The sequence below is a fragment of the Stieleria sp. JC731 genome (assembly GCF_020966635.1).
Taxonomy (GTDB): domain Bacteria; phylum Planctomycetota; class Planctomycetia; order Pirellulales; family Pirellulaceae; genus Stieleria.
Genome location: NZ_JAJKFQ010000005.1, coordinates 1392774 through 1415839, shown reverse-complemented (window position 1 = coordinate 1415839; position 23066 = coordinate 1392774). Strand labels below are relative to the sequence as shown.

Below are 23066 nucleotides of genomic sequence, written 5' to 3'. Positions count from 1 at the left end.
TAGCAGATTCGATCAACGCCATGTCAAAAAGCTGCAGACGCAGCGGCATCTCGAGAGGCAATTCAAAGAGGCAAACAGCCAAACTCGATTGGCATCTACCGACGCTCAACTTGCGGCAAATTTGCCAGCGGTCCCGGTCGCCAAACCTGAATCGAAACCTCATCGATCACCGCCTCGCCGTCACCGATGATCTCGAACATCGCCTTGATCTCACGTTCGTCGGTGCTTTGCCGATATAGCCGCACTCGTTTCCACTGGTCGGCTCCGTTGACAAGAATTCCCATCTCTTGGCCACCGATGCTGTCGTAGACCAACAGACCTTGATGTGGTTGACCGAAGCCAAGTGTTCGAACCATCACGTCGATACGGATGGTTTGATTCGGCTCAATATTGACCGCTGGGCTGGAAAGCATCGCGATTGTTCCGGCATACCCGCCGCCAAGTGGTTCACTGGTCGTTGATGATGCGGAAAGCCGCAACGCACCGGCTCCGCTAAAGAACCCCCGAGAGATCCATGCGATATCGCTGGCAGCACGGTTGATCTTCCGTTGCCCGAAGGACCAATTTTCAGGCCCGATCGCGTTTGCCTGATCAAGTCCACCGAGTGCGATCAAGTTGTTGCTCCAGCCCTTGTCGTCCATCAGCGGACGCCACACCGCTTGCAAAGCCAAGTTGCCTTCATCCAGTGGAGGAACACTGAGATAACGAACGTCATCTTGATCGGCGATCGGCACAAGGCTTTGTCCCAACTGAATGTTGGCTCGTGTCGCCCACGCGTCGGCACGACGAGACAAACGCAGTGCATTGATAAAGTCATTGCTTCGGTACGCATCTTCGGCACGTGCGTGGGTATCGACAGCAGCATTGACCAACGCAACTGGCATGATCGCTTCGGTTGCGCCTGAGCTGACCGCGTTTTGCCAATCTATCTGTGCATGTCGAACCTGTTCGCCGGATAGCTGCCATCGATCCGAAGCGGCTCGTTTGGCAAATTGACGAGCGGATCGATCAAGGTCAGTCCCCAGCTTTGCATCGGGGCTGATCACGATGATCTCCGCAACATCGGGTGAAACGATCTGCAGCTGTGTGATGCCGGCATTGGTCTGAATCGGAATTCGCTCCGCAGCAAAATCCGTCATCCGCCACGCGGTGTATTTTGCCATCTCGGGCGGCAAGCGAATTTGCACTGCCGAACCATCGCCCGCAAGTATCTGATCGCGAACACCCGCGTCACTGGACAGAAGCAGTACGTGCGCTTGATCGGTACGCAACACACCACAATGGTATGCGGCACCGGTCACAGGAAATGGGACCGACCGGTCTGCCCATGCCATCCATGGCGCCATCATCGCAATGAATCGATTGACGTAGCTTAGCGCGGACGAGCGTTGGTGTGCCGTTGGCTTTCCAGAGGTAAGCGACGCGTGCGAATGGAATACGATTGCTGACGGCGAGTGTTCCAACAAATGCGTGACTTGAGTCAACATGCTATGCCAACGGAACAAACCGTCTGCCGGTGCGCCGGTCTTCTCTGCAATGGCCGCGTTCATTTCGTGCAACCGCTGTGGTGCGGAAGACTCGATCGAAACGGCCACATCGATTCGATCAACGATTCTCGAACAAGCATTCCAGTAAGACTGGACTTGGTCGTCCGATGTCAAACCTCGCGATCGAAGCGCAGCGTCGTAGACGATCGCGTCCGCTAGCGAAGCGTATTGATTCAAAGATTCGACAGGAGCAATCACGATCGGTCGCTGCCAAACACTTGGAAAGCTGCGAAGCCGTGTGACAGTCCTATCGGTCTGTTCGATTCGCTTCTGATCAAGCGCCACACCGCCGCCCAGATACCATGCCATGACCGGATCCAACAACGTCTGTAGTTCAGGATCCGGAGCCATCGGTGGCGGTGAATAGATCATCAGTCCTGTCCGAATCGCTTCGCGCAAGACCTCGGCAGTCGGTGGACGTGACAACAGCACAGCGTCAAAACCAAGCGAACGCACCCACGCAAGTGGTTCACCGCGGTGTTCAAGAATTCGAATGATCGATGATCGTGGGAAGGGAGCAGGCAGCGCCAATGAATTTGCCTGCAGCGAGTCTATCGTCACCTCGTCTGCTGTACCAACTAAGCCGTTGGACGATAGCATGCTGTACGATTTGAAGGGACGCATCGCCTTGGATTCGGTCTGTCCGACCGATTCGGCCGGCGGAACGTTTTCGACGCGACCGTGGTCTCCCACATTGACCATCCCGTTAATCGAGATATCGTCGAATCGCAAAGTCGTCAGACCAGGCCCGCTATAGGCATTGATGGCAACCGCATCGATGTATGGGTCGGATAGGTTCGCTTCCGTACCGAGTTGTCGCCGAAGCTTGGCGATCCGGACGCGCAAGTCACTTTCAATATTACCAACGCCAAGCTGCTGAAACTTTCCGGGGCGTTCGTAAGTCGCGCCGTACAGGACGGTCGCGAGCGGACGACGTGTCTCGGGGTCACGCACGTAAGGGAAGCGGACTCGAAAGCCAACCCGTGCACCGCGTCTCGCACTGAGCACATAAAGGTTCGCGTTAAGGTCATCGATCGCATGAACCGGTTCGATCCGATACGTGATCACCGCTTCACTGCCCAAGGCGGCTTGGAACGTCAGTGTCTCGCAACCGTTGCCATCGAACCCGCTTGCTGGCAATACCTTCTGTTCGATAACGCGAGCATCGCAATCAGAAGTGTCCAATTGCCAACGCGGCGGAAAGGCATCCAGGCGATCATAGAATTCGCCCCACGCGGAAAGGTTTCCCAGCAGTAAAAACAGGACCACGATGGGCAGCTGAGACGCAGATCGGAGCGTGAAAAACCGGGGCCGCAGCTTGGCTGACAACCGCGTCGGAAAGGTTTGCCGAGTCCGAACGACTGACGTGAAAAGCTGTCGTGCGTTCCTGATCTGTCTCATCAATGATTGACCCAATACCGTTCAGCCAGAACAATCTGCTCAGCAACGGGGAGTGTGTAGGTGTCGTCTGCGATTTAGACCGATGGCCTGCCGGAAACTCGTCAATAGAGTGTGCGGTTGACGCGACGATGTGTAAAAAAATCAACGCCATGTCGCAACCCGCAACTCGAACCGTAAGCTGTTGCTATATCAAGATTTAGCGTTGGCTGGCTAGTCGAAATGATGTTGTTTTTTTGCAACGTTTTGTTTTGACATCGCCGGCATTTAGATCAACCTAAGTCGATTGGCAGCAAACACTTACGTTGTCGATTTGAGACGAGCCACGAGGATCTGGCATCGTGAATGCAATGGAGGGCCATCAAGCAAATCACCCCAAGTTTCACTCTTCGGAGCCCTGGCGCATGCAAAAGACGACGATCGGATCGAACAAGCAGCACGACGAAATTCCTCAAGAATTGCGTGAGCTAAGCAGCGCGATCGACGCACTCCCAGCCCGCTACCGCGACACCGTTGCTCCAGCACTGACTCGTGCGATCGAATGCAGCACCCGTCGCCGACGGATTTTGAACCTCGTCCAAGAAGCTCTGTCACAATTGCGTCTGGACATGAAATACTTGGTCTTCGACTTGGAAGCGACTCGTCGTGAGCGTGACCAATATCGCGAGATCCTAGAAAAAGAAGGCTTGCTGTAGTTCTTCAGCAAACGCTTCGTCAAATGGACTGACCGATCATCGCCGCAACGCCCCGTGCGGCTAACTCGTGCGGCTAAATCATGCGGCCGAGTCGCCACAGTCTTACTGACACCAATCAATTGTTCCTGGCATCCCTATCACTGAACGGTATGCCGGTAATACGTTTCCAAACATAACGTCGCCATGGCCGTTGTATACACCGGCCCGCCGTAGCCACCCCACAGAGATGTGTTTGGCCAACTGCCGTCGGCTCGTTGCGTTGCCAACAGACGTTGTTTGAGTGCTAAGTTCCATTCCTGCCATGCATCATCTTGCAGTTGATGCAGCGCGAGCGTCGCGTAGTACCAAAAGTAATAGTTGTCCTGTCCCACACCGGGACGTTGCTGCAGGATGTATCGCTCCGCTTCGGCGACTTCTCTGGCAGACATCCGCTCGCCTAGCAACAAGCGTATCGCCATCGCTTCTGCCGTCATGGTGCGGCTGACCTTTTCACCAGGGCGATAGCAAGCCAATCCGCCACCACCGACTTGAACGCTGCGCAAAAAACGCTGCACCCCTGCGAAGGTTTCGTCGCCAACGGCAACCCCGGCCCGGTACCCAGAATGCAATGCCATCGCTTGCCAACCGAGCTGACTTAGATCCCCAGGATCACCGCGTGTATATCGCCAACCGCCAGTCACCGGATGCTGCATTCGTTTGGTATGCGCGATCGCACGACGGGCGCATTCGACTGCCGATGCATCGCCAGTCATCAACGCGTCTTCGCAAACAGCTAGCGTGGCCATCGAGTGACAGTAGCTGGCCGCGTACAGAGTCGCGCCGCCTTCAAGTGAGCCATTGGGTTGCTGGTGCTGAATGAGATACGACAGCCCTTGGTACACGTTCTCTGAATACTCACCGCGCTGATGAGTGTTTCCGGCACCCATCATCGCCAACAAAGAAAGACCGGTCAGTGCCGTGGTGCATCGTTTTCCGGCGCCGAACCTATTCTCACCAAGCGGACGACGCTCCTCACCAGCACCCGTTGCCTGTGGATCCCAACTGCCATTGGCCTGTTGTGCATCGGCAAGGAATCGAAGTGCGGCGCGGACAGCGGCTTCGGTTTGTGCATCGCCCCCGGTCTGCTCGATCGCGATCTGCTTGGCAGTTCCTGTTCTGCTTGAGAAATCAGCGGTACGATCTGCCGCGATGTTCGCCGACGGTGCATTCGCCGCACTATGCGGAGTGGTATCGAATGAGTCAGCAGGATTCATCGGTCCAGATGTTCCGACTGGAACCGACTTGGAACTGACGGTTTGGGCCGTTGGCATTTGCATCGGCTGTTCATCGAGCGGCGGTGGCTCCAACAAGGGATCGACCATCGCAGGGATGTCGGGCACATCACTGACAACACTTTCCGGAGCAGCCATTTCCGCTTCATCGACCGGCATCGTGGCTTCAATTAACTCGTCCAGCGATGCATCCAAGGCTTGCTCAATTTCTGCGAACGCTTCGCTCGCCAGCTCTTGAACTTCAGATTCCAAAGACTGTGGGACGTCGGAGTTTTCAAGGCTGCTTTCAGACAGCAATGAATCGGCCTCTGGCGGCGTATCATCTCCCGGTGCGGGAACCGAATCGCTCGCAAGATCCGTCAAGTCATCGACGGGAAGCGGCATGAACGGCGTTTGGTCTGCATCACCTGAATTGTCTTCGAATTGCAACTTCGGATCAAACGTTGACATTTCGATCGAATCGATGCCAAGCGTTTCTTCCCGATCACTAGCAGTCTTTCCGCCGCCTGGGGGCTGCTGTTTGTAGGGAACCAGCCAAATCAAGACGCCGTGTAAAACCACCGACAAGATTAGGCAGATCGTACCCGCGGCACGGCCTTCGCGTTTAGCGCGGCGGAACAACCAAATCGTAACGACAAGCAATACGACCGCAGCAACCGCGACCGCATAGACGACTCTTGGATCAGACCAAATCGTGTCAATGCTTGTAGCAAGGATCAACGGCGCAGGCCTCCGCTTTGATCGACTTTGACAGCCATGGCAATCTTTTTGACTCCAGTTTGGCGGACAAGTAAGGCGATCGAAGCGTAATCCTGAATTGAGGTATCACTATCAGCGCGAACGATCACGTTCAGCGCCGGGTACTGTGCAAACTCGTTTGACAACTGCTCGACCAGTTGCTCTTTAGTCACAGGCTGATCATTAAGCAGCAGTTGCCCTTCGCGGGTCAGCGAAACGATGCGATCATCGGGAACACGCGACATCGGACTCGCCGCACCGACGGCGGGAACCGAGACGTCGATCGAACTTTCCGATTCGCTGAACTTGCTGCCGACCATAAAAAAGATCACCAGCAGGAACACCACATCGATCATCGGTGTCAGATTGATCGTGACGTCTTCGTTGGATCGATTGCGTTTTCCCATCACGCTGCCTTTCGCCTCTTGCTACGCGATGCACTTGTCGTCTCCAACCCTTCGGCCGAGATACAATCGATCACGCGTTGGCACAGTTTTTCGATCTCCACTAGGTATCGATCGGATTTACTGCTGAAGTACATATAGGCCAGGTAGGCAGGAATTGCGACGGATAGCCCTCCGGCAGTCGTCATCAAAGCCATACTGATGCCACTGGCAAGCAACTCGGGCCGGCCTAGCGATGCCTGATCACTGATGATTTCGAAGGCGTCGATCATCCCGATCACGGTGCCTAAAAGCCCGATTAATGGTGCAACATTACTGATCGCATGAAACACTCGCAGGTACTTTTTTAATCCGTCAGCGACTCGGTCACCGGCATCCATCACGGCCTGTTCGATCTCGAACATTGGACGTCCCCAGCGACGCAGCGCTGCCCGAAAAACCTCACTCACCGGACAGTCAAATTCTTTGCAAAGCTCGGTCGCTTCGTCATAGCTAAGCACACCATCCTCGACACATTCGGTGAAACGAAGCACGAATGGCTTGGGAATCACGCGGCTTCGTCGAAGTGCAATCAACCGTTCCAAGGAAAGTGAAAGCACGACCAGCGAACAAATAGCCAGTGGAATCATCAGCCATCCGCCGGACATGATCTTGCGAATGAAGTCCGGCGTTTGCAGCCAACTTTCGGATTCTGCATCTTCACTGATCTCGCCACCGATTTGCTCGGTCGCCGTCGCGGCTTGCTCTTGCGGCACCTGTGGGATACCACCTTGATACGAATCGGCACCGTTAGATCCACTCGCATCAGCGGTCCGGTACATCGGCTGTGCAGCGGCCATACCGGAACCTTGTCCGTTCCCACGCGTCGACGGTGCCGCGGAAAACTGCTGCGGAAATCCGTTGGGATAACCCTGCGATGAATTCACGGTCTGGCCTGGATACTGTGCCTGCGCTTGATCGAGCACACTCATCAGAACCAACATCCCAATTCCTAGGATGCAAGCGGGCAGCAGACGCGACATCAAACCAGCGATATGACGGCTTGGTCGACGTTTGCGAAGTTTTACCGAGGAGCGGACCGGAGGCTTCTCTTTCGTCATCGTTTCGTGGTTCGAAGGATTGCCAGATCACCACGACGCCTTAGCGACGGGTGTTCGATGGGGAATGTGTTGGTAACGCGGACATCCGATGGCGAGCTTCCGATGCATACGAGCTGTCCGCGAACTTCTCTAATAGAGTTCCGTAACAAACACTCGCCTCACGTGTCCGCCCCAATTGTTCAAAAGCTTTGCCCGCTTGAACCAGCGCCGCTGCTGCATACGGCCCCCCGGGATCAATGCCTTCGACCAGCCGGTACGCATCGATCGCTTCGGCATAGTTTTGCTGCAACAGATAGGTTTCACCGATCATCCACTGAGCACGTGCTCGTATTGGCGCCGGCGACTCGGGCGAGCGCACCACCGACTCCAACAACGAACGTGAATGATCAAATTTAAGTTTGCGGATCGCCAGATCGGCTTCAAGCAATTCCACCAACGGTTTCTGGCTGATGGGTGCAGTCTCCGCGGAATCCAAGATTTCCCGCAGTCGCCGCAATCGCACTTCGGCCTGCTCGACATCATCAACCAGCACCGAACACTCGGCACATCGAAGCAACGTGCCAAAGTCGTCTGCTTTTCGCACATCGACGACGTGCTTCCAATAGCGAAGCGCTTTCGCACGCTGCCCGGATCGAAAAACAGCTTCGGCAAATAACCGATCGACATGCACACTGCGACCTTCAGGATCGCTTTCGAAGTCGACATCCTCGGCGGCGTGCATCAACATTGACCAGCGTCCCGTTCGACCGGCCCAACGCGTCGCTGCCTCAACTGACAACATCGTCGCACCACCGATTCGGCCCCCGATCACAGCCGCCGCGATCAATTCCGAAATTGCTGAGTGATCGATCGCGTCGCAGCCTTCCAGTGTTTGCGCCGTCCACGCCCCAGCCTTGTCATTCACGGTCAAGCGGGTCACCAGAGCGTCAAAGTCACGTGGCGAAAAATCACTGCCAAACTGCACCAACGACTCGGAAACCAAGCTCAATGGCCATTGCTGATAAGACTGTTCCTGCAGCAGCCACTCCTTCACAATCTCCGGAATCGGATCGACCTGACGCAGGACTTCTGCCACCAAATCGGCTGTTCCTGAAGTATCTCCATACTCTTTGAAGTGCAGATCAATCGCGTCTAGAAGCTCAGCATTTTGATCGGCCTTAATCGCGCATCGCACCCTTAAAGCTGATGCCTTGGCAGCATCGGAATGATCGGGGTTTTGATCGATAAAGACCCCAAGACGCTCCGCAGCATCAACATGCCTGTCGGGCTGCAGGGCTGTTGCCCAACCGAGCCCCAACTGACAGAGAGAACGCCTGGCATCCCCTAGCTGCACACTGCCTCGTGAATCGGAACCTTGCATCGCCAGATACAGCTTCTCCGCACCCTCGGCGTCTCCGCCGGACATTGCCTGCCAAGCTGACTTCATAGACAAAGCTAACAGCGGATCGGCAATCGAAGCGGCCAATGCACCTTCAGCTTCATCATTTGATCGATCAATTTCGTCAAAGAGCCGCAACAATTGCTGCTGAGCCTGGCCAGCCCTTTGCCGCGATGCATGATGCGTTGCGATTGCCGTGGTCAGAACCACGTGTTGCTTGAGCGACACCGACGAAACGTCATTCCGCTGCAACCACTGCTCAGCTGCCACATAAAGCTCGTCCACCTGCTCCGGCGAGATGTCACTTTGCGCAGCCCTGGCAAGCAGCACAAAATCGGCTGCGAGCTGAACATCAGAACGCGATTCCTCGATGAGGTAGCTCGCAAGCTTCTGCAACTCACCAACAGCGGAAGCGAACTCACCGGCATCACGAAGCTTTCGAACCTCGACAAGCGATGCGGCAACATCAACCGCTTCAACGCCAATCGACTCTGCAGCGACAATCAAAGGACTTGCCAGCAGGGACCAGCAAATCATCGAAGCCATGCCGATCTGCAATACGAATCGGCTCTGCTGCATAAATCGTTCACGACGGCCAGTCCGCCAGCTCAACTTAAGCCCCAACAATCGAGCATTACAATCGCTGGCGCGCCGGGGCCCAGTAACTATGGATGCGCAGCGCGAAGCAAGACGCCGGCAGACCGCCCCAGCCAAATGGAGGGGCAGCGATGAGAGCGTCCTGACAAGCATCGTTCGGGGGAAGCGGTAGTTACGGTGCTGGCGCATGACAGTCCGGGATAATCGGAATATCCCCAATTACCGGAAAAGTCGCTTGCGGTGCAAGACGAGCCTCCCGAACTGGACACCAGCGATCGAAAGCGAATTCCAGCAAAAACGCCCAAAATACGCTGCCAGATCCGGCTGTTTAGCAATAAAAGCAACTACCCGCTGTTCCCGGTTTCATTTAGGCTAAGGGGTGTTGCTATCGAATCATTTTTCTCGGCTGACGTGACTTGCCGAGTGCGGTTGATCGAGAAAAGATTCGCTTCGGGAAGCTCGTCCAAATCGGCGGCACCCCCCCATTGATGCCGTTACCATTCGTCAATCGACCAACCAGTTCACCTCCTCTGATTCTGCACCTCGTTTCCTGACCCGATCGCTCGCATGCTGAAAGCTCTCGAACTGGCCGGCTTTAAAAGCTTTGCGGATCGGACTCGATTCGATTTTCCCGACGGCATCACGGTGGTCGTCGGCCCCAACGGAAGTGGCAAGTCCAACATTGTTGATGCGATGAAATGGGTGCTGGGGTCACAAAGCCCCAAGGGCCTCCGCGGAAAAGAGATGTCGGACGTGATCTTCAAAGGATCACAAACGCGCCCACCAGCTGGTGCAGCCGAAGCCACCATCGTGTTCGACAACTCGCAAGGCAACTTGCCGATCGATGCACCGGAAGTCCATGTGACCCGGCGCGTCTACCGAAGCGGCGAAAGTGAATTCCTGATCAACAAAGAATCCGTGCGGCTTAAAGACGTGCGTGACTTGATTCGCGGGACCGGGATCGGGATCGATGCCTACAGTTTGATCGAGCAGGGCAAGGTCGATCGGATGCTGCAGGCAAACGCGAAAGACCGCCGCGCAATCTTTGAAGAAGCTGCCGGTATCAGTCGCTTTAAGGCTAAAAAGCTAGAAGCCGAACGAAGGCTGGCGCGCGTCCAAACAAACCTGACGCGTCTAAGTGATATCGTCGAAGAAGTCGGCACCCGCCTTCGCAGTGTTCGCAGTCAAGCCGCTAAGGCCGAACGATACCGTCAAGCATCCGAACGGCTCAAGGAATTGCGAACGGTTATCGCCTGGAACGATTGGACGAACCTGAATCAAGAGCTGGACACCTGCGAGAAAGACCTCACAAACGCGAACACTCGCCTACGTGAGCTTGAAAACGAGCGAGAAGAAATCGCGACGAAGCGTCAATCTGCAGACATGGAACTGCAATCCGTTGCTGACCAAGCGAGACAGCTTGAACAGCAACGCCATGAACTGCTCGCACAGTCGGCAACACTCGGTGGCCGCAAAGATGCCGACGAAAGCTCGGTCGCAGAAGTCCGCATGTCGATTGCTGACGCACTTCGCCGAAGTCGCAAACTGATGCGACAAGCTCGCAAAGCAGACGACGATCTTCAACAAGCAATCGCTGATCACAGCACCGGCGATGAAGAACTGCAACGGGTTCGCCTTAACAACGACGAACTGGTTGCCAAACGCGATCAAATCCAAACCGAAACCGACGGGATACTTAAACGCCGCGAGGATATTTCCAAACAGCACCTCGACGCGATCCGCCGCGTTTCGGAAATGGAAGTCCGCCTACAGCGATCCGAAACACGTCTTTCTGAATCGGATCGCCAACTCGTCAGCCTCGAACAACGTCTGACCGATTCGATCGCACTGCTCGACAAGGCAAATGCGGACACACAGGTTGCCGCCGACCGGTTGCAAGAACTTGAGGCACGCATTCAGTCATCCGAAGGCGACCTACAAGTCCAACAGGCCAAAACGGACCAGCACCGCAACGTGCTCGACCGACGCAGTGGCGAAACGGCCGAACTACGCACCCGGCTTGAAGGCGTTCGGCAACGTTATCTCGTACTGGAAGACTTGGTCAAACGACACGAAGGGGTCTCCGGTGGCGTTCGCGCCGTCCTTGAACACGTCGCTGACGCTGCCCACCCCTTGGCTTCTAGCGTTCTGGGAATGGTAGCGACGCTAGTGAATGTGGATGTCGAAACCGCCCCATTGATCGATGCGGCACTGCGTGATCGTGCACAGTTCGTCGTGACACGTGATGGACAACTGGCCGAAGCCATCGTCAGCGGCGAAATCCAGATCGATAGCCGTGTCGGCATCATCCGGATGGACCACCTTCCCGAACCGCCACGCGAAAACCGAATCCAGCTGGAAGGATTCCAAGGTGTCATCGGCCGAGCCGACCGAGTGATCACATCCGATGGCGAAGGCCAAAAGTTGATCGCGCACCTGTTGAGTTCGACTTGGCTCGTGGAAGATCTGGAAACGGCGATCCGTGTTCGTCCACTTTGCGGTCCCGATCAACAAATCGTTACCCGACACGGCGAAGTCCTGATGGGTGACGGCAGTATGATCGTTGGCCCTGCCGGTGCAACGACCGCTTTGGTCAGTCGACGCAGCGAGATGAATGCCGCTGCTGAAGAAATCGAACACTACACGTTTGAAATCTCCGAAAACGACGAAGCGATTCGGGAGCTTGCCGCCCTTGTCGACGAATACTCAAACGCGCTCGGCCGACTGGAGATTCAGCATCGAAACTTGGTGACAGAAAAGGCGGCCGCCGACGCGGACCTTCGACATGCCAAGGAACGAGCCAAAGTCCGCCAGACCGCACACGACCAAATCCAATCAGACGTCACGTCGACGCGTATAGAACGCGACGAAGCGAAGTCAGAAGCGAGTGAATTGTCGGCTTCGATCGTCGAATCTCGACAGTCGATCGAGAAGCTTGAAAGCGAAGCCGCCGAAGTCGAAGAGATGCTTTCGGAAACACAGCAAGCGCTGCAATCCGCATCGAGCGCCGTCATGACAGCCTCGGTCGAACTCGCTCGTGCCGAACAACGTCAGGAAGCGTTGGCCAATCAGATCGAATCCCAAAAACGCGAGCAAGACGAACGACGTTCGTCCGTCGAAAACGCAAGCGTCACCGCACAGTCTGGCTACACCCGTCAGTCCGAACTGAAACAACGGATCACCGAAACCGTTGGCCAACTTGATCAGCTGAAATCACAGACAGACGAATTCGATAAACAGCTCCGTGAACTGGCCGAGAAAGCTCAATCGCTTCGGCAAACCAATCGTGCGATTGCGGAAGCGGGCGAAGCCGTCCTGAAAAATGTTGCCGAAGCAAGCGAACAGGTTCACAGCATCACCAACAGGCGTGACGCCGCAAAAATGCGACTGGGGACGCTTACCGAACGCATTGCCGAAGACTATCAGATCGATCTTGAAAACGATGACCCGCCGGAGGAACTGGCCGAGATCGAAGACCGCGCAAAGATGGATGAGGAGATCAACCGCCTGCGTGAACAGTTGCAGCGAACGAGCAACGTCAACATGGAAGCACTCGCAGAGCTCGAAGGGCTGCAAGAACGATACGATCACCTAAGCGGTCAATACGAAGACCTTGCTGCGGCGAAGGATTCGCTGCAACGGATCATTGGTCGTATCAATGCAGACAGTCGTCGACTTTTCCTAGACACCCTCGAAGCGATTCGGCAAAACTTTCAGAAGCTCTATCGCAAGTCGTTTGGTGGTGGCCACGCGGATCTCGTCCTCGAAGAATCCGAAGATCCGCTGGAAGCCGGTGTTGAAATCGTCGCAACGCCTCCCGGCAAACCCAGTTTCAGTAACTCGCTTTTGTCGGGTGGTGAAAAGGCTTTGACCGCGGTAGCGCTACTGATGTCGATTTTCCAATATCGGCCAAGCCCATTCTGCGTGCTCGACGAAGTTGACGCGCCGTTTGATGAAGCAAACATTGGCCGATTCGTCATGGTGCTCAATGAGTTCCTTGACCACAGCAAATTTGTGATCGTCACCCACAGCAAAAAAACGATGACAGCGGCGACGACTCTTTACGGAGTGACGATGCAAGAGTCCGGCGTCAGCAAGCGCGTCTCGATTCGATTTGAAGACGTCAGTGAAGATGGAGAGATCAGCGAAGGAGAAGCCGCGTAAAGATCTGACGGATCGTTACGTTCGGTCTTTCACGACGTCGCTGGCGTTCCCGCTGAATCAGCGGCGAAGAGCGTTACTTCCAGGGGGTGAAAGGACGCATCCGACAATCAAAGGATGTTAAGAGAGCAACCGTCTACACGATCTCGTTGCCTACGAAACGACCGGAGGCGTTTCGACTTTCGAAAGCATCGTGTCCACCCGATCCAGCAATCGCTGGGCATCGTCGATTCGGCCGGGGGCATCATCCGTTGCCATCGCAGTGAATTTCGCGTTACAGTGCGGACAAGCAACCTCACGTCCAAGTAGCGTTCCACGAATTTGAATTCGGCGTCCACAAGTGGGACATGATCGTGTGAACCGAATGAGACTGTTGGATTGCATCAGCCACTCCTGAAAAAGTATCCATCGACTTGCAGGCTGCTAGGGGAAAAATCTACCCCTATAAGAGCCGCTTATCAAGCTTAAAATTACCACGCCTCAGAATCCGGGCTATACGCTTGCTCATAGCAGCAAAGTGAAAACACGTGATTTCCGGGGTAGAAATGCCCTCAGGTTCCTCCAGAAATTTGCGGGAATTTTCCCACAGCGACATCTCCATGACGAATCCCAAGCCGATTTTTGTCTCCATCGACGGCATCGACGGAGTCGGCAAATCAACTCAGATCGCCTATTTAGATAAGTTGCTAACCGAGCTCGGATACCGCTGCTTATTAACGCGAGATCCGGGAACTTCTGAAATTGGGCAACGGCTTCGTGCCCTTTTGCTCGAAAGCGAACTGACGATGCATCGTCGAACCGAAGCGATGCTTTTCATGGCAAGCCGCTGTGAAATGATCGAATCGACGATTTTGCCATCACTGCAAAATGGGATCAGCGTGATCTCGGATCGCTTCTTGCTCGCCAACGTTGTTTATCAGAGTGTCGGCGACAGCGACAGCACCTGCGATGTCACACCAGAACTGCTATGGCAAATGGGCGACTTGGCCAACGGGGGACTGAAACCGGATCTGACAATCTTGTTGGACATGCCTGCAGCCGCTGCGATGCGGCGTATCGATGGCCCACGTGATCGCATGGAATCGCGAGGTGAAGCCTACATGGAACGAGTCCGGCAATCGTTCCTAGACCAACTTCCAAATGCGAGTCCCACCACGGCGATCATCAACGCCGATCAAAACGTAGCTAACGTTTCCAAGGACCTTAAGTCAGCAGTGCTTTCGGCGATCAACCGAGAGTCATAGCGTTAGAATTTTGTCCTTGCCCGACGAGAGTTTAAGCCCTGGAACCTATTCGGGCTGATCAATCACGGGCATGGCTTGAACGCGTTGCTCACCAAAGTGCGCTACCGGACGAAACGATAGTGGTCCGCCGCCCAACTTTTTAGCTTCGATTTCCAATACCGCTTCAGCTTGATCAGTTGTTGCAACAACCTTCCCCCAGTGCTCGATGTCGATTCGATCGGCACCTTCGCACGCGACTTTGATTTTAATCGGCGTTGCAAGTGAACCGTCATTGGCGAGGCCATCGATGTTCTCGCGAGCTTCCAAGAGTTCCGCTGTCGGTGTTGGATACAATCCTTTGCAATCGATTTCGGCGACAAAGCTGATTCGTGGTTCGGTACGATCGAGCCCCACCAACGTTGCACGAATGCTATAGACTCCCGATGCGGCTTCGGGCCAATTGATATCGACCGTAGGTACCGCAGGCACATTGCGAACAGGCACACCATTGATAAAGATTTCAATGACGGCTGTTCGAGACTTCGGGGCATTGAGATTCATTGTGCGTCGATGCAACCGAAGCTTTTGGCTGTCATCTCCTTTGGCCTTCACCATGGAGATGTCGACGATCTCGTCGGGCGCCAGAGCGTAAGGTTGTGCCAACGGATCCCCGACGATCAACAGTTGATAAGGCGACATCACCGATTGATAGAATGCTTCCATCGCGGTCGCCCCGCGCGCGTAGTACCCGTAAAGCATTGGCGTGGGAAACTTGAACTGCAGCGAATAGGGTTCATCAACCGTACCGCTACTCATCGCCGCCCCGACACTTAAAAACTCAGTCAACTTTGTCTGGCTTTCGGTATCAAACTTAGCACCATAGCTGGTTAAATTCTCGGCGATCGAACCGGGCACAAGGTTCAGTGGCGTCGATGCCAGGGGGGCGTTTGATGAGCCGACCATCAATCCGGCAACCTTGCCAGGCTTGCTAGGCAAAGCCCCTCGAAACATCTCGGTTTCATATCCCAACTCTTGAAGATAGACCGCAGCATCGGCGACCCCGCCAAAGCGGGTTTTAGCACGAACTCCCGCACCGACACCAAAGGCAAACCGCGCCTTAGGAAACGTTCGATCGCTCTTGCTTGCCCTTTCGAGAATTCGCACCGCGTCACTGGTGTTGGAACCGTTCGGATGAATCACCGCCAGCATGCATGACATCATGTAGGGAGTGCCACCCTGCTGGATCGCGACACGTCGCCCGGTGACCGCCCAGCCAACCGCACCAGAGAATCCAATCGGCCCCTGCCACGCAATTGGACTTGCATCAAGCAGTGGCATCGCGGCCGCAATTTGCGGATCGCTCAGATGCTTTTCCAATGCCGGTGTATCTTGCAAATAGTTTGCCGACCACCAACCGGCCTTGAGCGCCGCACTGATCAGTTCAATCGCTTTGGCCGAATCATCCGACTTTGAAAAAGCCTCCGCGGCCTTCAATGCGATCGCCGGCATCTCCGGATGCTTTTGGTGTAGTTCATCCCAGAGCGTTGCTGACTCGGAGTACTTTTCCTCGCTATCTAGCTTGATCGCCTCTTCGAACTTTTCCTTCAGTTCACCAGCGAACGGGTTGGCGAAGTTTCGCTCGAATTTACCACGGGCGTAGAGGTTCGATCCGAAACTCAGATAGCTGGGACTATCGGTCAGAACGAACCGATAGAAGTAGGTCAGCCCCGTAATCGAAGCGATCGGACGCTGGAACTTCTTTTCGGTACCTTCGGGAAGCTTGTCCGTGTGCGACTTAACCTTCACCCCGTATGGCAAACCGGCGGAGTAGGCAATCGTCCTCGCCAACGGTGCGAGCTTGCGTTTATCGATCTCTGCCAAAACAGGCTTTAGGATCTTGTCGCGAAAGTCATCCAGTTCGATCACTGTCCCCTTAGGCACGTCATCGAGCACAATGATATTGGGCTCAGGAATTTGCCTGAGATACACATAGTGATTGGCAATCGTTCGCGAGATCGTCGAATCACCATTAACCACGACGATTACATTTTCGCTGCTCATTCCGCCGAACGCGGAAACCTGCCATCCGGTGGCGAAAAACACAATGGCAACGAGCCAACATGCTCGGAACAGATGCGGCGTGCCAGCGTCAACCCATCGGTTCGCAAGGCCGGTCTGTGAATGTGAAAGATCAGGCTGCATCGCTATCTGCTTCATGTTGCTTCGGAGTCTGGCTGAGTTCACCCGTTGGAAGGCCCTGCCGAACCCAACCAACGCTCAGATGACGGTGGGGTAAAAATTTGCGAATCGGCGATCCACAAAATTCGAACACTGTCACTGTCGTTGCAACTATTCTATCAGGCAGCGTCCACTCCGGCAGTGTAGCGGCCAGTCCAACGGACACCTTAGAGACCAGTGCAGATTTTGCCTGTCACACTGGGGCCGGTGAGTCCTGTTTGAAAACAACAGACACCGCAGTTTGCTCCGATGGGTTCTGGCCTAAAACGCGTGAGCCTGATGAATCCATGCGTGAACAAAATTGCCGAGACACTCCGCGGTCCGCACCGAGACCGATGTGGCACGCTCCTTATCAAGTTTTCCGTATTGCTGTGGTGGTTGGTTTGATGAAAGAAACAAAAACGTATGGGATGGCAGCGGCATTGCTGTGGGCCACTTTTACATTCGCATCCCCCGCTTTCGCAGACCTCGCACTGTCAGTAGGCAATGGTTCGATAAGTCCAGAAGGAACATTGTCACTGGACGTCTTTGTCAACGAATCTTCGGCAACGGAATCGATAGCAGAAATCGAACTGGTTATCGAAATTCTGCCAATCACCCAATCAGGTGACTCGTCGCTCACGTTTGTCAATTCGCAATCCGAAGCCTACTTAGAAGACGCGGACTACGTGTTCTTTGAAAACAGTGACGTTGTGTCGGGCATTGGCGGGAATGCTACTGACGTTGATCCATCAGGCGAATTGATCTTCATCGTCGACCTGACTGCCGATTTTGAAGACGAGGTTGCCGCACCAGGAACCTTGATCGCTCGGATCGAGTTACAACATGCGCTCGGTACTACGTCAGCGGGTGCAACACTTGGCGACATGTATGAAGTCTCGATCGATCCCTTCGCAACAGTCTTCACCAATTCATTTGGCGAAGCATCGTTCTTGGACGAAGTGAACTCCCAAGCAGGAACCGTCACGATCACCGCGACAGCGATTCCCGAACCGAGTTCACTTGCACTACTGGGATTGATTTGCTGCGGGATGACGATTCGAAGGCGTCGTTAACTTCAACTAGACGCAACCAGAAGTTCGCTGGCAATCCACGCGTCGACTCGGCGAAAGACCGCACCGATCGGGTCACCAGCATCGAACGCAAGCTACGAAGTGATTTGGCTGTTAAGCCGCCCCTTTTTATCCGCCTGCCAGATCTGACGGGTATTCATCTCCATCGCGGTCAGCCAGCCACCGCCGTAGCAATACGTATCGATACAGACCAAGTGACCTGCGTCCAAGATTTCACCATCTCGGTTCGCCGTGTGTCCGACGACTGCGACTTTGTCACTTTTGTGTTTAGCCGGAATACCACCGGTCAATGAATACCAACGCAGCATCTCGATTTCCTGCTGCTCAAAATCAACCTCGGGATCATACGCAGCATGGGTGAAGAAGAATTCTCCGTGCACGTAAAAGTCACCCAATGAACCGAGAAAGTCCTTGTGTGAATCAGGCAGGAAATCCAAGTCGCCGTCGAAGCCATAGCTTTCAAGTGTTTCGACGCCGCCGTAACGCAACCAAGCATGATGGGCCGCGCCATGGTTAAGCACCTCTAACATCATCTCTTCATGATTACCGAGGATGCCGACGACTTTCGTTCGCTCTGCCAAGCGAATCAAAACATCCAACACTCCCTTGGAGTCTTCACCACGATCGATGTAATCGCCAAGTGTCACAATCGTGTCGTTTGGCTGAGGCTGGATTTCGTCGATCAATCGTTCCAATGCCAATCGACAACCATGGATGTCACCAATCGCGATGAGCCTTTCACTCACAAATCTGACCTAGCCAATGAAGTGATGTCTTGCTGTTTTTAACTTAGTTCGATGCCACATCGACACGCACAAAGTTCGCGAACGGATCGCGTCTCTTCGGCAACGGCGGCCTATTAGCTGCCGCAAGTACGCGCTACTGCTTGAGCACGCACGCCACTGCACGAGCACGCCGTTTCACGAGCCGTACGCAAACGCTGCATTCACAGTCCTTGGACGGCAATTAAAGTTTAGTCCGAATCCCCCGATAACTTGAGGGGGTTAAATCAACCGGACCAGCCGGCAGCTCCCCAGGGGGGACCTCCAAACTCAGACCTGCCTTCAGTGACGGGTTGCTTCGCCTACGCCGGCTGGCTGTTGGGTCACTGTCTCTGTAGCGTCACTGTCTCAGCGGCGCCACTGTGTATGTAGCGTCACTGTGTATGTAGCGTTGCTGTGACAAGGTTGATAACCACCCCCCTTCTGTACCAATCGACCGTTGCCTCGACAGCGATTTCAGGCATCGATTCGGCGTATTTCGTGTCAGCTTCTGCCAGACACGCACAACCTGACAAACTTCCAAAAGTAAAACCACCATTTGTGTACAATTGAACGGTTCGGCGCGTTTTTGGAATAGACGTTTAAAGGGACGAGTCCCCGTAGCTAGCCCGCAGAGACCCTAGGAATTGGGCAAATGACCGGATTTCGCCGATTTGCCAGCTGCCGGAGCTGGCCCTAGGCACTTATCTGACCGGTCATCAGCCCTTGTCTCGATCGAGCAATCAATCGAGGGGGCAAAGCTTCGCTCGTACATTTTCACGGTCTCAGTTAGAATGAAGTGGATCCACGGCGGTCCCAAAATCGTTCGGCGCCGATTTTGGACTGTTGTTGCATTCGCACTGCGGTCAGAGCTTTGTGGTCAGAGATTCATCTGATTCGAATGAATTAAGGACGGAAGAGGTCGGAATAACCATGGGACTTAGCAAATCGGAATCACCCGACCCAGAAGACCTTCGTCATGCTGATGATGCGATGGCGCACGATGATGACGTGGATTCGGGCGAAGTCGATGCCTGGAGCGAGGAGGAGCTTGAGGAGGAAGCGGTTCTGCAAACCGATGAATCAGCGGCTCTCTTCGGCAGCATGGCTGTCCATATCCTGATCATCGCCGCGTTGGCGATCATGCCCACCCAAATCTTTGAAGAAGACGATCCGGTCGTCATCGTTTCGCCACCGGTCGAAACCGAATCCGAGCCGATCATCGAAGAAGTCGTCTACAGCGAAATCCCTGAAATGGCTCCGGGAGCCAACGCATCCGCTGAGTCCGACATGGCCGAAGCTTCAGCGGAAATGTTCGCCGAGATGGCGGAAATCCCTAGCCCAGTCGAACTCGAAATGTCTGATATGGGCGACATCGAAGTCAATCGGATCTTCTCGCAGCCGATGGCTCCAATGGACCGGCTGGTCAATCGGAAAGGCACCGTGGGCGAAGGTGAAACCGGAGCATCGGGCGCTGTCGACCGCCTGACGTACGAAATCTTGCAGTCGATGGAAGAACGTCCGACACTTATCGTCTGGCTTTTCGACCAAAGTGGCTCTCTGCACCGACAACGCCGTGAGATCCGAGATCGCTTTGACCGCATCTACGACGAACTTGGAATCCTTGGCAAGAAAAGCGAGGAAGAAAAGTTGGCGTCCAAAAAACGCGGGATGAATCATGACGCGCCGCTACTAAATTCGGTGATCGGATTCGGTGACAACATCACGCTTTACACCGAAACGCCGACCGAAGATATCGACGAAATCAAAGCCGTTGTCGACAACATCGAAACCGATACGTCCGGGGTCGAACGAGTCTTTTCCGCGGTTCGACGGGCCGCTGACGAGTACAAGTCACTGCGTGTCAGTCGTGGTGGCAACGGACCACAGCGAAACGTGCTTCTTATCGTTGTTACCGATGAAAAAGGCGACGACGACATGCAAGTCGAAGACGCGATTTCGATGTGCCGCAAATACGGAATGCCGGTTCACGTAATCGGCGTTCCCGCCCCCTTCGGCCGTGCCGAGACATTGGTTAAGTATGTCGATCCCGACCCCGAATTTGACCAGACACCTCGTTGGGCTGCCGTCGATCAAGGCCCGGAATCCTACATGCCGGAACGTGTTCAGCTGCCATTCACCGCAGATTTCTCGCAAGAACCGACTATCGATAGTGGCTTCGGTCCCTACGCGTTGACTCGGCTGAGTTATGAAACCGGCGGGATCTACTTCAACGTTCACCCCAACAGAAACGTTGCTCGCCAAGTCCGACGCCGCGAGGTCGCTGCCTATGCGTCTGACATGGAATACTTCTTCGATCCAGTCGCGATGTCACGGTATCGGCCGGACTACCTGTCACCCCGTGACTACATGACGAAGGTTCAAACCAGCCCGCTGCGCAAAGCTCTGGTAACAACCGCCCAAATGAAGCCAGCGACCGGTATTACAAAGCCACGCTTGGAATTCTTGGGCGTCGACCAAGCCCGCCTATCAACAGAACTGACCCAAGCTCAACAGCAAGCGGCACGCCTGGAACAACCGTTGGTACAAATGGCGTTTGCCCTACAGCCTGGCATGGACCACCGCGAGAAAGAAGACAGCCCACGCTGGAAAGCCGGCTATGACTTAGCGATGGGACGTGTACTCGCCCAAAAAGTACGAACCGAAACCTATAACGCGATGCTGGCGAAAGCCAAGCTAGGTATGGCTTTTGAAGACGACAAAAACAATACGTGGTTGCTTCAACCCAGTGACGAAGTCAGTGTCGGTAGCCGTTGGAAACGCGAAGCCGAAACTGCAAAAATGCTTCTCGAATCGGTCATCAGCGACCACCCTAACACTCCATGGGCATTGTTGGCCTCAAAGGAACTGGAAGTCCCAATTGGTTGGAAATGGACGGAAAAGTTCACCGACCTTTCGCCTCCCGCTCCGCGGAATCCAGGTAATAACAACAATAACCCCCGCCCTCCAAGTGACGATCAGAAGCGGATGATCCAAAAACAGGCTCCGCAGCGTCCAATCCCTAAGCTGTAAACCTAAACAGCGATTCGGTTTAGACTCCTCGCATTAGTGAATGTCGGACGAGGCGTCTTTCTGCAAAACGTAGGATCGAATTGTACGAAAATCGTCGACCGGTCTTTCGCGACTGGTTGTCGATTTGGTACTGCCTGACGAGTTGTCAATCCACCAACTCGTTTCCGGGGATCCTCCGATGTTACGTCCCTCACGACGAACGCTTTCCCTCCTCTGCACCGTCTGCCTTTCGGCAATCGTTGTGGGTCCAGCCGCCGTCGCCGCACCTCCAAGCCTGATGCGTTTGTTTGGCAAAGCAAAGCCAATCGACAAAGCTGACTCGTACGTGCTTACCGAAGAAGACGGCCCCTGGCTGCTATTGGCAACAACTTTCATAGGCGAAGACGCCAAAGAAGACGCCCAAGCCGCCGCAATTGAGATTCGCAGCAAGCTGCGGTTGCCGGCTTTCATCTACAAAGAAGACTTCAACTTTACGGGCACCGTTGACCGCGACGCATCCACCGGACGCCGTATGCGTTACGCGAACCCACACCAATACGAAGCCTATGCCGTCCTGGTTGGCGAATACGACACTGTCAATCACGAAAGCATCGACACCGACCTAGAGAAACTGAAAACTGCTCAGCTGGACGTGTTCCAGAAGGAAGCCCTCGAAAGTGACGAAAGCGATGCGGCCAACCCTGCATCCATGATCAAATCGTTCGGGCAAAAGTTGTTCAAATCGGCCAAAGGCCGCTCTCGCAATCCGATGTCTACGGCCTTCCTGACACGCAACCCGCTGCTCCCGGAAGACTTTTTTCAACAACCCGAAGTTGATTCCTTTGTCCAAGAACTGAACGAAGGCATGAAATACAGCCTTCTGGAAAACGATGGCAAATTCACCGTCGTCGTCCGAACCTTTGGCGCTTGCGGAACCATCGAAGGTGCGAAGAATTCTGACAAGTTCAAACCCAGCGCTGAACGAATGGATCAATTCGCTCGCCAGGCTGACAAGATGGTCAAAGCTCTACGCAAACAAGGACACGAAGCATACCAGTATCACGACCGCGATAGCTCGGTTGTGACCATCGGCAGCTTTGAATCTCTCGGCCGAGAATTGCCCAACGGACAATTTGAATACGCACCAGAGATCCGCCGAGTGATGAATGAGTTCAGCGCCCTGAATTCGCAAAACTCGCGATCGATCAATGGCGGTCAAGCATTTATGGCTAACCACGTCGCGATGATCCCGTTCGATGTGCAACCGGCACCGATCGCAGTTCCCAAAGCAAGCAAGCGCAGCCTCTACAGCGCGCTTCGCTAACCTCGAACTGTCGGCTCGATTGATCAAACAAGCGACTAAACACAGAAGTCGACATCTATCGCATCACCATTGACCGATGCGAAGCCAACAAACGGCCAGTGACGCAACCAAACGCGTCGCTGGCTGTTTTCGTATTCTGGAACGGA

At 54.5% G+C, this 23066-nt stretch carries 14 protein-coding genes; 6 read left to right on the top strand and 8 right to left on the bottom strand.

Annotated elements, in window-relative coordinates:
• Nucleotides 1–95 precede the first annotated feature (95 nt).
• On the bottom strand, nt 96–2948 hold the full coding sequence (locus tag LOC67_RS16030; RefSeq protein WP_230263625.1) for a hypothetical protein: 2853 nt from the start codon (nt 2946–2948) through the stop codon (nt 96–98).
• A gap of 401 nt (nt 2949–3349) precedes the next feature.
• Here LOC67_RS16030 and LOC67_RS16025 point away from each other — a divergent pair, with 401 nt between their 5' ends.
• Nucleotides 3350–3640, top strand: a complete 291-nt coding sequence (locus tag LOC67_RS16025) for a transcriptional regulator (protein WP_230263624.1) — start codon at nt 3350–3352, stop codon at nt 3638–3640.
• Between the two features lie 137 nt (nt 3641–3777).
• Here the strand turns inward: LOC67_RS16025 and LOC67_RS16020 are convergent, their stop codons facing one another.
• The 4 genes from LOC67_RS16020 to LOC67_RS16005 are packed head-to-tail and all read right to left on the bottom strand — an operon-like array spanning nt 3778 to nt 9110.
• A complete protein-coding gene (locus tag LOC67_RS16020) occupies nt 3778–5631 on the bottom strand; it encodes a squalene--hopene cyclase (protein ID WP_230263623.1) in 1854 nt (617 codons plus the stop codon).
• Entirely contained in the window at nt 5628–6056 is a 429-nt protein-coding gene (locus tag LOC67_RS16015) for an ExbD/TolR family protein (RefSeq protein ID WP_230263622.1), read from the bottom strand. Before LOC67_RS16015 ends, LOC67_RS16020 begins: the two co-directional genes overlap by 4 nt.
• The gene (locus tag LOC67_RS16010) at nt 6056–7153 is read right to left on the bottom strand and encodes a MotA/TolQ/ExbB proton channel family protein (protein WP_230263621.1); all 1098 of its coding nucleotides are present in this window, start codon (nt 7151–7153) and stop codon (nt 6056–6058) included. The genes LOC67_RS16015 and LOC67_RS16010 overlap by 1 nt, the downstream gene beginning before the upstream one ends.
• A gap of 40 nt (nt 7154–7193) precedes the next feature.
• On the bottom strand, nt 7194–9110 hold the full coding sequence (locus tag LOC67_RS16005) for a tetratricopeptide repeat protein (RefSeq protein ID WP_230263620.1): 1917 nt from the start codon (nt 9108–9110) through the stop codon (nt 7194–7196).
• A 585-nt stretch (nt 9111–9695) separates the two neighbouring features.
• Here LOC67_RS16005 and smc point away from each other — a divergent pair.
• Nucleotides 9696–13292 carry a chromosome segregation protein SMC gene (gene smc / locus LOC67_RS16000; protein ID WP_230263619.1) on the top strand — a complete coding sequence of 1199 codons (3597 nt, stop codon included), beginning with the start codon at nt 9696–9698 and terminating at the stop codon, nt 13290–13292.
• 150 nt (nt 13293–13442) lie between these two features.
• Here smc and LOC67_RS15995 read toward each other — a convergent pair whose 3' ends face one another.
• A complete protein-coding gene (locus tag LOC67_RS15995; protein WP_230263618.1) occupies nt 13443–13673 on the bottom strand; it encodes a response regulator in 231 nt (76 codons plus the stop codon).
• 215 nt (nt 13674–13888) lie between these two features.
• On the opposite strand from LOC67_RS15995, the gene tmk reads away from it, so the two are divergent.
• Nucleotides 13889–14533: a dTMP kinase gene (gene tmk, locus LOC67_RS15990; protein WP_230263617.1), complete on the top strand. Its 645-nt coding sequence runs from the start codon at nt 13889–13891 to the stop codon at nt 14531–14533.
• 45 nt (nt 14534–14578) lie between these two features.
• Here tmk and LOC67_RS15985 read toward each other — a convergent pair whose 3' ends face one another.
• The gene (locus LOC67_RS15985; RefSeq protein ID WP_230263616.1) at nt 14579–16729 is read right to left on the bottom strand and encodes a hypothetical protein; all 2151 of its coding nucleotides are present in this window, start codon (nt 16727–16729) and stop codon (nt 14579–14581) included.
• A gap of 407 nt (nt 16730–17136) precedes the next feature.
• Between LOC67_RS15985 and LOC67_RS15980 the strand changes: the two genes are divergently transcribed.
• Nucleotides 17137–17805 carry a PEP-CTERM sorting domain-containing protein gene (locus LOC67_RS15980; protein ID WP_230263615.1) on the top strand — a complete coding sequence of 223 codons (669 nt, stop codon included), beginning with the start codon at nt 17137–17139 and terminating at the stop codon, nt 17803–17805.
• A 92-nt stretch (nt 17806–17897) separates the two neighbouring features.
• Here LOC67_RS15980 and LOC67_RS15975 read toward each other — a convergent pair whose 3' ends face one another.
• Nucleotides 17898–18569, bottom strand: coding sequence for a metallophosphoesterase family protein (locus LOC67_RS15975; RefSeq protein WP_230263614.1), 672 nt, complete (start codon nt 18567–18569; stop codon nt 17898–17900).
• 948 nt (nt 18570–19517) lie between these two features.
• Between LOC67_RS15975 and LOC67_RS15970 the strand changes: the two genes are divergently transcribed.
• Nucleotides 19518–21617 carry a vWA domain-containing protein gene (locus LOC67_RS15970; RefSeq protein WP_230263613.1) on the top strand — a complete coding sequence of 700 codons (2100 nt, stop codon included), beginning with the start codon at nt 19518–19520 and terminating at the stop codon, nt 21615–21617.
• A gap of 178 nt (nt 21618–21795) precedes the next feature.
• Nucleotides 21796–22920, top strand: coding sequence for a hypothetical protein (locus tag LOC67_RS15965; protein ID WP_230263612.1), 1125 nt, complete (start codon nt 21796–21798; stop codon nt 22918–22920).
• Nucleotides 22921–23066 lie beyond the last annotated feature (146 nt).